Source organism: Nocardia sp. NPDC050713 (assembly GCF_040654315.1).
Taxonomy (GTDB): Bacteria; Actinomycetota; Actinomycetes; order Mycobacteriales; family Mycobacteriaceae; genus Nocardia.
Map to the genome: position 1 here is coordinate 525,268 of NZ_JBFAHS010000003.1, position 12,463 is coordinate 537,730.

Consider the following 12,463-nt stretch of genomic DNA (forward strand, 5'->3'; position numbering starts at 1 on the left):
GGCGCACAGCAGGAGGGGCACGACCACATGACGGCGGATCGGTTGATCGCTGGACGGTATCGGCTGACGGATCCGATCGGCACCGGCGCGATGGGTGTGGTGTGGCGGGCGACCGACGTGCGACTGCGCCGCACCGTGGCGGTGAAACAGCTGCTGCTCGGCCCCGGGCTCTCCAAGGAGCAAGCGCTGGAGTCGAAACTGCGCGCGATGCGCGAGGGGCGGATCGCCGCCCGGCTGCACCACCCGAACGCGATCACCGTCTTCGACGTCGCCGAAGAGGACGGCCAGCCGTGGCTCGTCATGGAGTACATGAACGCGCCCAGCCTGGCGGCCAAGCTGTCCGGGCATCGCACCCTGTCGCCGATCGAGGTGGCCAAGATCGGCGCGCAGGCCGCCGCCGCGCTGGCCGCCGCGCACGACGCGGGCATCATGCACCGCGACGTGAAACCGGCCAACCTGCTCGTCGCCGACGACGGCACCGTGAAGATCACCGACTTCGGCATCTCCCGCGCCGTCGGCGACGTGACCGTTACCGCGACCGGATTCCTCGCGGGCACCCCCGCCTATCTCGCGCCGGAGGTGGCGCGCGGCGAGAACCCGGAACCGGCGTCCGATGTGTTCGCGCTCGGCTCCACGCTGTACGCCGCGGTGGAGGGCGCGCCGCCGTTCGGCGAGGGCGACAACGCACTGGCGGTGCTGCACGCCGTCGCGCGGGCCGACGTGCCCGAGCCGCGCCGCGCCGACGGGCTGGCGCCGGTGCTGATGCACCTGCTCGCCGCGAGCATCGACGCGCGCCCGACCATGCGCGAGGCGAAGGAGGCGCTGGAAGCCGTTGCGGCGGGCCGCGTTCCGGCATTGGCGACCGCACCGGTGATGACCAAGGTGCTGCCCGCGCCCGGGGCCGACGCGACCACCGTGCTCCCCACCTCCGCCGCCACCGCCAGCACCGGGAACGCCTCCGACGCCACCGAATTCGTGCCGAGCGCGGCGCTCGCCGCCGCGCCGCCGTCGTCGTCGTCGCCCAGCGGACCGTCCGGCGGCGGCACGCTGCCCGGCGCCACCGGTGGCGGCGCCGGGCCGAACAAACAGATCCTCGCCGTGATGGCCGCCGCGGCGGTCGTGCTGGTCGTGGTAGTGGCGTTCGTGCTGTCCTCCGGTGGGGACCGAAACGGATCGGACGATCCCACCGCGGCCCCGCCGCCGGGGACGAGCGAGGCGCTGCAGCCGCCGCCCGGCACCGGCGGTGATCCGACCGAAGAGCCCCAGGCCCAAGTGCCCACCGCCGCGCCGCAGAACAACGAGACCCCGACGGTCGTGCCTGCCACGCCGACCAGCAGCGCCGCGCCGTCGAGCAGCCCGAACAGTCCGCCCAGCACCACGCGGCCGCCGACGACCACGATCACCACGACGCCGTTCGGGCCGCCGACGCCGGACCGGATCGCCCAGTTCATCCAGGGCTACTACGGCATGCTGCCCGGCAATGTGTCCGGCGCGTGGTCGCAGCTCGCGCCCGGCTACCAGTCCCAGACCGGCGGCTACAACTCCTACGCCTCGTTCTGGTCCACCATCCGCTCGGTTCAGGTCAACGGCATCACGCCGCGGGGCAACGACGGAGCCACCGTCTCGCTGACCTACGTGAAGACCAACGGTGCGGTGGATCGGGAGAACCGCTGGATCCAGGTCCGCCAGGACGGTGGCCGGATGGTCATCACCGGCTCCGGCGTGTGAGCGGGAATCACGTGCCAACGCGACTCACCGCGGTCCTGTGGGACATGGACGGGACGCTGCTGGACTCGGAGAAGCTCTGGGACGTCGGGGTTCGCGAGCTGGCGGTGCGGCTCGGCAGCGTGCTGACCGACGAGATCCGGCACGCCCTCATCGGCGCGTCCGGCCCGAACGCTCTGCGCATCCTGTTCAACGGACTCGGACTGGATCCGACACCGGACGCGCTGCGTGATGCCGCGGGCTTCCTGGAGCGGCGCGTCACCGAATTGATGACCGGCCCCATCCCGTGGCGGCCGGGCGCCAAGGACGCGCTCGGCTTGGTCCGCGACGCGGGCCTGGCCTCGGCGCTGGTCACCAACACCAAGCGCTCGCTGACCGAGTACGGCCTGGACACCCTCGGCCGTGACTTCTTCGACGTCTCCGTCTGCGGTGACGAGGTGCCCGAGGGCAAACCCGAGCCCGATGTCTACCTGCGCGCCGCCGACCTGCTCGGCGTGCACCCGCGCGACTGCGTGGCGATCGAGGACTCGCCCACCGGTGCCCGCGCGGCGGCGGCCGCGGGCTGCGCGGTCCTGGTCGTGCCCTGTGAGATTCCGGTCCCGCGCGCCCCTGGCCTCGCTTTCCGCGACACTTTGGTCGGCCTCACCCTCGCCGATCTGGAACAGACGCTCCGCGCCTGACGTCCCGCACGCATCCACCGCGGTACGTCCGCTTGCCGGGCGACCATCTGAGCCACGGTTGCATCCGGCCGGACTTCGAGAAAGGGCCTGACGTTCCGTGCGCGTCCGCTGCCACCGGCGGCTGGGTGCTGCCGTCGCGGGCAACCGAAGGCGAACCGGCTGACGACTTCGATCGTTGGCGTTTGTCGAATATCGTCCGGCGCAATGGGTCGTACTGCGCGGCAGCGCGAGAGGTGCGGCGAGACCCCGATGTCGAGGTCGTCGCCGGGCACAAGACTGGTCGGTTCGATTGTGTGCTGAGCACCGGGGAATGCGTGGGAGTTACTGTGCCGCAACGCAAATGCGCGCAGATAGTAAGTGTGACTGCACTCACCGGCAACTTTTCCGAATCTCCGGGCGTGTCGTCGGGCGCTGCACCAAAATGACGCCATGGCTGCGACGGGAGTGTTGGACGAAATCGTCGACACCGCAAGGTATCCGCTGGAATCGCCGGGCTCGGCGGGGTGGCACACGGCGGTCGACGCGGCGCGGGCCGACCTGGCCGACAGCGGCTGCACGGTGCTGCGCGAGTTCATCCGGCCCGAGCTCGTCGAGACGCTGCGCGCGCAGGGCGAGGACATGGCGCCGCACGCGCACTACGAGGTGGAGCGGGTCAACGCCTACAACATCCCGCTGGATACCGAACTGCCCGAGGATCATCCGGGCCGCATCGTGCTGGAGCGCGGCAACGCGTTCGTGCCGCGCGACCGCATCCCCGCCGACGCGCTGATCCACCGGCTCTACACCAGCGCCGCGTTCCAGCGCTTCGTCGCGGACTGCTTCGACCTGTCCGAGCTGCACGAATACGCCGACCCGCTGGCCGGGCTGTGCCTGAACGTGGTCGCCCCCGGCATGTCGCACCCGTGGCACTTCGACACCAACGAATTCACCGTCAGCATGCTCACCCAGCTGCCCGAAGCGGGCGGGACCTTCGAGTACTGCCCCGGCATCCGCTCGCCGCAGGCCGAGAACCTCGCCGACGTGCGCGACGTGCTGACCGGTTCCGGCGAGCGACTTATCCGCAAGCTCGAGCTGTGCCCCGGCGACCTGCAACTGTTCCAGGGGCGCTTCTCGCTGCACCGAGTGTCCCCGGTTTCCGGTGGCAGGCAACGACATTCGGCGATCTTCGCCTACACCGACCGGCCAGGTGTCATCGGCACCGTGGAACGGACCCGCCAGCTGTTCGGTCGCGTCCTGCCCGAACACGTCGCCGAGGACCGCCTGGTCCGCGGCGACCGACTACTCGACTGAGCCCAGCTCGACCCCGAGAGGAACGAACACACGTGCCAGTACCCTTAGACACGACCGGGAAAGCCTCCTTCGACGACATCTACGACCGTCCCGATCCTCGCGAGTACTACGCACGGATGTCCCAGCTGGACTACCGCATACCCGACCTGGCGAAGCCGTTCTTCGAGCAGCAGATCCGGGAGTATCGCGCCTCCGCGCGCGTCGCGACGCCGACCGTGCTGGACATCGGCTGCTCCTACGGCGTGAACGCGGCGCTGCTGCGCTTCGACACCGGCATCGGCGAACTCGCCGCGCACTACCGCGACGCCGCCGACGCCGACCGCGACCGCCTCATCGCCCGCGATCGCGCCCGCCTCGCCGAGCGCGATCACCATCCCGACGTGCGCTTCGTCGGCATCGACGCCGCCCGCCCCGCGCTCGACTACGCGCGGGCCGCGGGATTGCTGCACGACACCGTGCACGCCGACCTCGAATCCGCCGATCCGACAGACGAACAGCGCGAGGTGCTCGCCGCCGCCGACATCGTCCTGTCGACCGGCTGTATCGGGTACGTCACCGAGAAGACCCTGCTGCGGATCGCCACCGCGCACCCGCGGCGCAGGCCGTGGATGGCGCACTTCGTGCTGCGCATGTTCGACTTCGACCCGATGGCCGAGGAACTCGCCGCGCTCGGCTACCGCACCGAGCGTGCGCCCGGCCTGTTCCAGCAGCGCAGGTTCGCCTCCGCCGACGAACAGCAGCGCGTGCTGAACACGCTGTCCGACAAGGGAATCGACACCCGAGGCCAGGAAGCCGACGGCTGGCTGTACGCGCACCTCTACCTGTCGCGGCCGGGCCCCAAGGGCCGCGCCTGAAGGTTTCGCACCGAAACACCGGCAGCCTCTTGTCGAAACTCGGCCTCGTCGCCGAGGATCTGTAGTGGAGCGACGCACTCCACACTCGCACGCACGGACGTTGTCTCGCCGTGCGCGTCTCACCCCATCGCACCCGAACCTCGAGGACTCCGACTTGACCGACCGCACCTTCGCCGCCGAAGACCACCTGCCCCGGGTACCGCTGCCGACACTGGAGGACAGCTGCGCCAGGTTCCTGGAATGGTGCACCCCGCTGCTCAGCGACGACGAAATCGCCACCACCGAGGCGGCGGTCGCCGACCTGCTCCGGCCGGACGGTCCGGGCCGGACGCTGCACGCGGCGCTGGCGGAGTACGACGCCACCCCCGGTGTCGGCAGCTGGCTCGACCTGTTCTGGCCGTCGCGCTATCTCGGCCGACGCGACCGAATCGCGTTGAACGCCAACTTCTTCTTCCTCTTCCGCGACGACACGCCGCTGGCCGCGTCCACCGCGGCCGATCAGGTGGAGCGGGCCGCGGCCATCGTCTCCGCGGCCGTGGACTACAAGCTGGCCCTCGACGAGGAAGCCGTCCCGCCGGTCACCCAGCGCGGGCAGCAGCTGTCCATGTGGCAGAACAAATACCTGTTCTCCGAGACCAGAATCCCCGGCGAACAGCAGGACACCGTGCGGGTGCCCTACAGCCCCGAGTGGCCCGGCCCCTCGCGCGAGCGGCACATCGTGGTGTTCTACCGCGGCAGCATGTTCCGGATGGACGTGATCGGCCAGGGCGGCGCGCCGTACTCCCTCGACGACCTCGCCGACGGTCTGCGCGCGGTGCTCAAGGCCGGGTCGCGTTCGGCGCGCACCGACACCGCCGTCGGTCACCTCACCACCAAAGCGCGCGCCGAATGGGCGGCGAGCCGGGCCGCGCTGCGCGCCGAACCCGCCAACGTCGCGGCGCTCGACACCATCGAGACCGCGCTGTTCTGTCTGTGCCTGGAGGACTTCACTCCGCGCGACACCCTGCACGCCTGCGATCAACTGCTGCACGGCGACAGCGCCAACCGCTGGTTCGACAAGGCGGTGTCGTTCATCGTCTTCGGCGACGGCCAGGCGGGCATCAACGTCGAGCACTGCGGGTTGGACGGCACCACCATCCTGTCGTTCGTGGACACCTTGCTGGAGACGCCCGCCGCCGAACACGCGCGGCGCTCGGGCGCCCAGGCGCAGGGACTGCCCGTCGTGGAGCCCATCGAGTTCACCCTCGACGCCGCGCTGCGCACCGACATCGCGGCGGCGGGCGCGGCCTTCGCCACGTACGCGGCCGAAAATGCCACGCAGACGGTCTCTTTCGAGGATTTCGGCACCGCGCGAGCCAAGCAGCTCGGCATCTCGCCGGACGCCTTCGCGCAGTTGAGCTACCAGCTCGCGCACCGGCGCAGCAAGGGCATCACCGGCGCCACCTACGAATCCATCGCGACCCGCCAGTACCGCAACGGCCGCACCGAGGCCATGCGGGTGGTGACGCCGGAGATGATCGCCTTCGTCGACACCATGCTGGACCCCGGCGCCGACACCGCCGCCCGCCTCGCGGCCGCGCGCACCGCCGCGGCCAAGCACGTCGAACGGGCCAAGCAGTGCCAGGCCGGTGACGCGCCGGAACAGCACCTGTGGGAGCTGGAGTGGATCCAGCGCCGTCGCGGCGCGGAACTCGGTGTCACCGAGCCGATTTCGCTCTACACCAGCCCCGGCTGGGTGATCATGCGCGACGACTACCTCAGCACCAGCTCCGCGCCTTCGGTCAACATCCAGTACTTCGGCTTCGGCTCGACCAGCCCGCGCTGCATCGGCGTCGCCTACGTGCTTCTGCCGGACCGCTGGAACCTCTACCTGGCCACACCCAAGACGGTGGCCGACCAGATGTACGCGTTCGCCGATCACCTCCGCGAGGCGGTGCGCGAACTGGCGGAGCTGCTGGCGCCGGAGTGACCGGCGTCGAGCGGCCGCGCTGAGCCCAGCGTCCGCGCGGTGAGCGCGCGGGCCGTCCCGGTCCCGGGGTGGACCGGGACGGTAGCTGGGAATGCGCGTCTGAGAGAATGACCAGCCGTGAAGACTTTCGAAACCCTGTTCGCCGAGCTGCAGGATCGTGCCATCACCCGTCCCGAGGGTTCCGGCACCGTGGCCGCGCTGGACGCCGGTGTGCATACCCAGGGTAAGAAGGTGCTCGAGGAGGCGGGCGAGGTCTGGCTCGCCGCCGAACACGAGAGCGACGAATCGCTGGCCGAGGAAATCTCGCAGCTGCTCTACTGGGTCCAGGTGCTCATGGTGGGCCGGGGACTGAAGCTCGAAGACGTGTACCGACATCTGTGACGGTCGCGTCCATTCCGTAGTTTCGTTTCGCGCCGGAGCGGGTCAGGCCCGGAGGCGGCAGCGCAGCGTGACCACGGAGGGACCCCCGCTCAGGCCAAGTCGAACACCGAAAGGACATCCACCCCATGCTGCGCGTCGCAGTCCCCAACAAAGGCGCCCTGTCCGAATCCGCGACCTCCATCCTGGCCGAGGCCGGATATCGCAAGCGCACCGATTCCCGCGACCTGAGCGTGCTCGATCCCGCGAACCAGGTCGAGTTCTACTTCCTGCGTCCCAAGGACATCGCCGTCTACGTCGGTTCCGGTGAACTCGATCTCGGCATCACCGGCCGCGATCTCGCGCTGGACTCCGGCGCGCCGGTGCAGGAGCGGATCGCGCTCGGTTTCGGCCGCTCCACCTTCCGCTACGCCGCCCCCGCGGGCCGGGAGTGGAAGGTCGAGGACTTGCAGGACAAGCGCATCGCCACCTCCTACCCGAACCTGGTGCTCGCGGATCTGCGGCGCCGCGACATCGAGGCCGAGGTGATCCGCCTCGACGGCGCGGTCGAGATCTCCATCCAGCTCGGCGTCGCCGACGCCATCGCCGACGTGGTGGGCTCGGGACGCACGCTGCGCCAGCACAACCTGGTCGCCTTCGGCGAGACCCTCTGCGATTCGGAGGGCGTGCTCATCGAGGCGGTCGGCTCGGACCAGAACGACCGGGCCCGCAACCAGCTCATCGCCCGCGTCCAGGGCGTGGTGTTCGCCCAGCAGTACCTGATGCTGGACTACGACTGCCCGAAGGACCTGCTCGAGCAGGCCGTGCGGATCACGCCGGGCCTGGAATCGCCGACCGTCTCCCCGCTGGCCGACGCCGGCTGGGTCGCGGTGCGCGCGCTGGTGCCGCGCGGCAAGGGCAACGCGGTGATGGACGAGCTCGCCGACCTCGGCGCCAAGGCCATCCTGGCCACCGACATCCGCTCCTGCCGGGCCTTCTGACCAAGCCGGACGCCGGGCGGATACCGGAGTGCATCCGCCCGGCGGCTCCGCCGTCGCGGTGAATCTGCTTGTGGGCCTTGGTCTCTCGGCGCTGTCGTTCCGCGACTTCACGGCCTGAGCCGCGGGATGGCGCGGTGACGGTCTCGCCCGGGTGTCGCGGGATCAGTCGGCGACGGCCTCGGCCAACGTCTCGCCCGGCGACTCGCCGTCGTCCTCCGGCCAGCCGGGGTACGGCGGCGGGGTGCCCCCGAACGCCGGGCACAGCGGCTTGTAGTCGCAGTAGTTGCACAGCCAGCTGGTGGTCGGCGGGAACTCCCCGGTGCGGCCCGCCTCGCGCACGGCCGTCCACAGCGCGGACAGGGTGCGTTCGAAGCGGCCGAGCTCCTCGGCGTCGGGCGCGTAGGTGAGGATCTGCCGGTCGGCCAGGTAGATCAGGCGCAGCTGGGCGGGCAGCACGCCGCGGGTGCGCAGCACGACCAGCGCGTAGAACTTCAGCTGGAAGAGCGCCTTGGTCTCCTGCACGAGTCCGGGCGCGCGGCCGGTCTTGTAGTCGACCACCCGAAGCTCGCCGGTCGGGGCCACGTCGATCCGGTCGACGTACCCGCGCAGCAGCACGCCGTCGTCCAGCTCGACCTCCACCCGCGCCTCGCGGGACTCCGGTTCGAACCGGGTCGGGTCCTCCAGCTGGTAGTAGCTCTCGACCAGCGCGCGGACCTCCGCGAGAAACGGCGCGAGCCCGTCTGCCGGGATCAGATCGGCCACCTCCGGCTGCGCCGCGAGCACCCTGGCCCACGCGGGATCCACGAGAGCGTCGGCCCGCTCGGGTCCGCGCTCCGCGGCGGGCAGCCCGTACAGGTCCTCGAGCACCGCGTGCACCACCGTGCCGCGCACCGCGTGCCGCGACGGCGGCTCGGGGATCCGGTCGATCGCCCGGAAGCGGTACTTCAGCGGACACTGCTTGAAATCCATTGCCCGCGAAGGCGACAGCGCGGGCCTGCGCCGCGCCGAGACGGCCGCGGACGGCTCGGTGGAGGCTGCGTCGGCAGGGGGCGTGGACACGGGCGCTGGCATACCTGGCAGGCTATCCGGCGGCACCGACACGCCGGTGCCGGACCGCGACGACAGCGCGACGACGAGCAGCGAACGGAGATTCATGACGGCCAGACGGACCGGGCCATTCACCACCGGGGACCGGGTGCAGCTGACCGATGCCAAGGGACGCCTCTACACGGTGATCTTGGAGCCGGGCAAGGAGTTCCACACCCACCGCGGCGGGATCAAGCACGACGATCTGATCGGCGCCGACGAAGGCAGCCTCGTGCACTCCACCAACGGCACCCCGTACCTCGCGCTGCGGCCGCTGCTCGTCGACTACGTGCTGTCCATGCCGCGCGGCGCGGCCGTCATCTACCCGAAGGACGCCGCGCAGATCGTGCACGAGGGCGATGTGTTCCCTGGCGCGCGCGTCCTGGAGGCCGGCGCGGGATCCGGCGCGCTGACGTGTTCGCTGTTGCGCGCCGTTGGCCCGGAGGGCGAAGTCGTGTCCTACGAGATCCGCGAGGACCACGCCGAGCACGCCGTCCGCAACGTCGAACGGTTCTTCGGCGAACGTCCAGCTAACTGGAGTCTGACCGTCGGCGACGTCGCCGACTACACCGGCGACCCGGTGGACCGGGTGGTGCTGGACATGCTGGCGCCGTGGGACGCGCTGCCCGCGGTGTCCAAGGCGCTGGTGCCCGGCGGCGTCCTCATCGTGTACGTCGCGACCACCACCCAGCTGTCCAAGGTGGTCGAGGCGCTGCGCGAGCAGGAATGCTGGACCGAGCCGCGGTCCTGGGAGTCGATGGTCCGCGGCTGGCACGTCGTCGGCCTCGCCGTGCGCCCCGAACACCGCATGCAGGGCCACACGGCGTTCCTGGTGAGCGCGCGCAGGCTGGCCGAGGGCGTGGTCACCCCCAAGCCGCAACGCCGCCCCTCGAAGGGCTGAGGCGCCGCGACGCCCGTGCGGGAACCGGGTCCGCGCCGCCGTGCGCGGTCCGACGGAAGACCACGCACGGCCGGAGCGAAGGCGGGGGTACGCTCAGGGCGTGCAGGGCGCCTGCGCGAAGCCGAGCAGGGTGCACGCCGTGGCGTCCGAGAGCTTCCACTTGCCGTCGACATGCTGGAAGGTCATCGGCATGGCCGGCGCCGAGCCGTGCGGCGACGTGATGACGACCTGCGCGGTCGCGGTCTCGCCCTCGGTCTTGACGTCGGTGACCGCGAAGGTGAGCTGACCGTAGCCCGCGAGCAGCTGGTTCATCTGGTCGATGTTGGCGGTGCGCTTCTCGCCGTCGACGATCACCGCGGTCTTCTCGGACGTCGGCTTGCTCGGGTCGGCGACCAGTGCCAGGGTGGCCTGCAGATCCTCGGGCTTGGGCGCGTCGGCTCCCGCGTGGTCGTGGCCACCGGCCGCACCGGTGGTGGCGGCGGCCGAGGTGGTGGCCACCGCCGAGGTGGTGGTCGCGGCGGTGTCGGAGGAGTCGTCCGAGCCGCAGGCGGTGAGCCCGACCGTAACGGCGAGGGCGGCCGCGGCGGTAGCCACGGAAACACGCAGGGTCTTGGCGGGAAGGAGCATTCTCTAGCAACCTTTCGGCTTGGGCGTCGAGGGACCTCGCGCCTTGTCGGGTTAGGGCAGGCTAACATGGTTGCTCGGCCGCCGATCGCAGCACAGATGTGATCACGACGAAACCATGTCGGACAGCGAGAACGGTTCGCGCCCGGTAGCGTTGATAGACCGGGACTGGGAGGAGCAGCACATGAGCCCCATCGAGAATTCGGATTCGGCGGCCTGGAGAGAGCTCGAGGCGATACGCGCCGAGGCGGCTGCACTCCGGAGGCAACTCGCCGATTCGCCGGATCGCACACGGGAATTGGAAGCCCGCATCGATTCGCTGACCATTCGCAACACGAAGCTGATGGACACACTCAAGGAGGCGCGCCAGCAACTGGTCGCACTGCGCGAGGAGGTCGATCGGCTGGGTCAGCCGCCGAGCGGATACGGCGTTCTGATCGGCGTGTACGACGATCAGACGGTCGACGTGTTCACTTCGGGTCGCAAGATGCGGTTGACGTGTTCACCGAACATCGACACCGCGACCCTCGAGTACGGCCAGACCGTGCGTCTCAACGAGGCGCTGACGGTGGTCGAGGCGAGCACCTTCGATTCGGTCGGTGAGATCGGCACCTTGCGCGAGATCCTCGACGACGGTCGCCGCGCGCTGGTCGTCGGCCACGCCGACGAGGAGCGGGTGGTCTGGCTGGCCGGCCCGCTGGCCAAGGTCGCCGAGGTCGACGATCTGGACGACCCCGATTCCCCCATTCGCAAACTGCGGCCCGGTGATTCGCTGCTGGTCGACACCAAGGCGGGCTTCGCTTTCGAGCGGATTCCCAAGGCCGAGGTGGAAGACCTCGTGCTCGAGGAAGTCCCGGATGTCGACTACAACGACATCGGCGGTCTCGGACGCCAGATCGAGCAGATCCGCGACGCGGTGGAACTGCCGTTCCTGCACAAGGATCTGTTCCGCGAGTACGCGCTGCGTCCGCCCAAGGGCGTGCTGCTCTACGGTCCGCCCGGCTGCGGTAAGACGCTGATCGCCAAGGCGGTGGCCAACTCGCTGGCCAAGAAGATCGCCGAGGCGCGCGGTGAGGACGCCAAGGAAGCCAAGTCGTTCTTCCTGAACATCAAGGGCCCCGAGCTGCTCAACAAGTTCGTCGGCGAGACCGAGCGTCACATCCGGATCATCTTCCAGCGGGCGCGCGAGAAGGCCTCCGAGGGCACGCCGGTGATCGTGTTCTTCGACGAGATGGACTCGATCTTCCGCACCCGCGGCTCCGGCGTCTCCTCCGATGTGGAGACAACCGTTGTGCCGCAGCTGCTTTCGGAGATCGACGGCGTCGAGGGCCTGGAGAACGTCATCGTCATCGGCGCCTCCAACCGCGAGGACATGATCGACCCCGCGATCCTGCGGCCGGGCCGCCTGGACGTGAAGATCAAGATCGAGCGGCCGGACGCCGAATCGGCGCAGGACATCTTCTCCAAGTACCTGACCGAAGGACTGCCGCTGCACGCCGACGATCTCGAGGAGTTCGGCGGCGACAAGGGCGCCTGCATCCGCGCGATGATCGAACGGGTCGTCGACCGGATGTACGCCGAGAGCGAGGACAACCGCTTCCTGGAGGTCACCTACGCCAACGGTGACAAGGAAGTCCTGTACTTCAAGGACTTCAACTCCGGCGCCATGATCCAGAACATCGTGGACCGCTCCAAGAAGTACGCCATCAAGGCGGTGCTCGACACCGGCAACCCGGGTCTGCGCATCCAGCATCTCTACGATTCGATCGTGGACGAGTTCTCCGAGAACGAGGACCTGCCCAACACCACGAATCCCGATGACTGGGCCCGCATCTCGGGTAAGAAGGGCGAGCGCATCGTCTACATCCGCACCTTGGTCACCGGCAAGAACGCCAGTGCCAGCCGTGCGATCGACACGGAGTCGAACACGGGTCAGTACCTGTAGTTCGGTGGATATCGCGGGCCGTGTCTCCTCG

The 12,463-nt window shown here is 69.7% G+C and carries 11 protein-coding genes; 9 read left to right on the plus strand and 2 right to left on the minus strand.

The features are described 5' to 3' along the window. Positions 1-27: 27 nt before the first annotated feature. From AB0H49_RS08930 to hisG, 7 genes are all read left to right on the plus strand, one after another. A complete protein-coding gene (locus AB0H49_RS08930) occupies positions 28-1,728 on the plus strand; it encodes a serine/threonine-protein kinase (protein ID WP_357248976.1) in 1,701 nt (566 codons plus the stop codon). A gap of 11 nt (positions 1,729-1,739) precedes the next feature. Next, a complete protein-coding gene (locus AB0H49_RS08935) occupies positions 1,740-2,405 on the plus strand; it encodes an HAD family phosphatase (protein ID WP_357248979.1) in 666 nt (221 codons plus the stop codon). Between the two features lie 429 nt (positions 2,406-2,834). Continuing rightward, positions 2,835-3,695, plus strand: coding sequence for an arpA protein (locus AB0H49_RS08940; RefSeq protein WP_357248981.1), 861 nt, complete (start codon positions 2,835-2,837; stop codon positions 3,693-3,695). A 32-nt stretch (positions 3,696-3,727) separates the two neighbouring features. Further along, positions 3,728-4,549 (plus strand): class I SAM-dependent methyltransferase, encoded by an 822-nt coding sequence (locus AB0H49_RS08945; protein ID WP_357248984.1) that lies wholly within the window; start codon positions 3,728-3,730, stop codon positions 4,547-4,549. A gap of 154 nt (positions 4,550-4,703) precedes the next feature. Then, positions 4,704-6,518 (plus strand): choline/carnitine O-acyltransferase, encoded by a 1,815-nt coding sequence (locus AB0H49_RS08950; RefSeq protein ID WP_357248987.1) that lies wholly within the window; start codon positions 4,704-4,706, stop codon positions 6,516-6,518. A 117-nt stretch (positions 6,519-6,635) separates the two neighbouring features. Next, complete coding sequence (locus AB0H49_RS08955; RefSeq protein WP_355002515.1) at positions 6,636-6,899, plus strand: phosphoribosyl-ATP diphosphatase; 264 nt, start codon at positions 6,636-6,638, stop codon at positions 6,897-6,899. A 125-nt stretch (positions 6,900-7,024) separates the two neighbouring features. Next, a complete protein-coding gene (gene hisG, locus AB0H49_RS08960; protein ID WP_357248990.1) occupies positions 7,025-7,876 on the plus strand; it encodes an ATP phosphoribosyltransferase in 852 nt (283 codons plus the stop codon). Positions 7,877-8,038: 162 nt separating this feature from the next. Here hisG and AB0H49_RS08965 read toward each other — a convergent pair whose 3' ends face one another. Further along, positions 8,039-8,947, minus strand: a complete 909-nt coding sequence (locus AB0H49_RS08965) for a RecB family exonuclease (RefSeq protein ID WP_357248993.1) — start codon at positions 8,945-8,947, stop codon at positions 8,039-8,041. An 82-nt stretch (positions 8,948-9,029) separates the two neighbouring features. Here AB0H49_RS08965 and AB0H49_RS08970 point away from each other — a divergent pair, with 82 nt between their 5' ends. Next, on the plus strand, positions 9,030-9,863 hold the full coding sequence (locus AB0H49_RS08970; RefSeq protein WP_355002518.1) for a tRNA (adenine-N1)-methyltransferase: 834 nt from the start codon (positions 9,030-9,032) through the stop codon (positions 9,861-9,863). A 93-nt stretch (positions 9,864-9,956) separates the two neighbouring features. On the opposite strand, the gene AB0H49_RS08975 is transcribed toward AB0H49_RS08970, so the two are convergent. Continuing rightward, a complete protein-coding gene (locus tag AB0H49_RS08975; protein WP_357248996.1) occupies positions 9,957-10,490 on the minus strand; it encodes a hypothetical protein in 534 nt (177 codons plus the stop codon). A 181-nt stretch (positions 10,491-10,671) separates the two neighbouring features. Between AB0H49_RS08975 and arc the strand changes: the two genes are divergently transcribed. After that, positions 10,672-12,432: a proteasome ATPase gene (gene arc, locus AB0H49_RS08980; protein ID WP_355002520.1), complete on the plus strand. Its 1,761-nt coding sequence runs from the start codon at positions 10,672-10,674 to the stop codon at positions 12,430-12,432. The last annotated feature ends 31 nt before the right edge of the window (positions 12,433-12,463 follow it).

Excerpts from the sequence above, each read along its gene's own strand:
- AB0H49_RS08930 (WP_357248976.1), top strand. The coding sequence starts at position 28 with ATGACGGCGGATCGGTTGATCGCTGGACGGTATCGGCTGACGGATCCG.
- AB0H49_RS08940 (WP_357248981.1), top strand. The coding sequence starts at position 2,835 with ATGGCTGCGACGGGAGTGTTGGACGAAATCGTCGACACCGCAAGGTAT.
- hisG (WP_357248990.1), top strand. The coding sequence starts at position 7,025 with ATGCTGCGCGTCGCAGTCCCCAACAAAGGCGCCCTGTCCGAATCCGCG.
- AB0H49_RS08965 (WP_357248993.1), bottom strand. The coding sequence starts at position 8,947 with ATGCCAGCGCCCGTGTCCACGCCCCCTGCCGACGCAGCCTCCACCGAG.
- AB0H49_RS08970 (WP_355002518.1), top strand. The coding sequence starts at position 9,030 with ATGACGGCCAGACGGACCGGGCCATTCACCACCGGGGACCGGGTGCAG.
- AB0H49_RS08975 (WP_357248996.1), bottom strand. The coding sequence starts at position 10,490 with ATGCTCCTTCCCGCCAAGACCCTGCGTGTTTCCGTGGCTACCGCCGCG.
- arc (WP_355002520.1), top strand. The coding sequence starts at position 10,672 with ATGAGCCCCATCGAGAATTCGGATTCGGCGGCCTGGAGAGAGCTCGAG.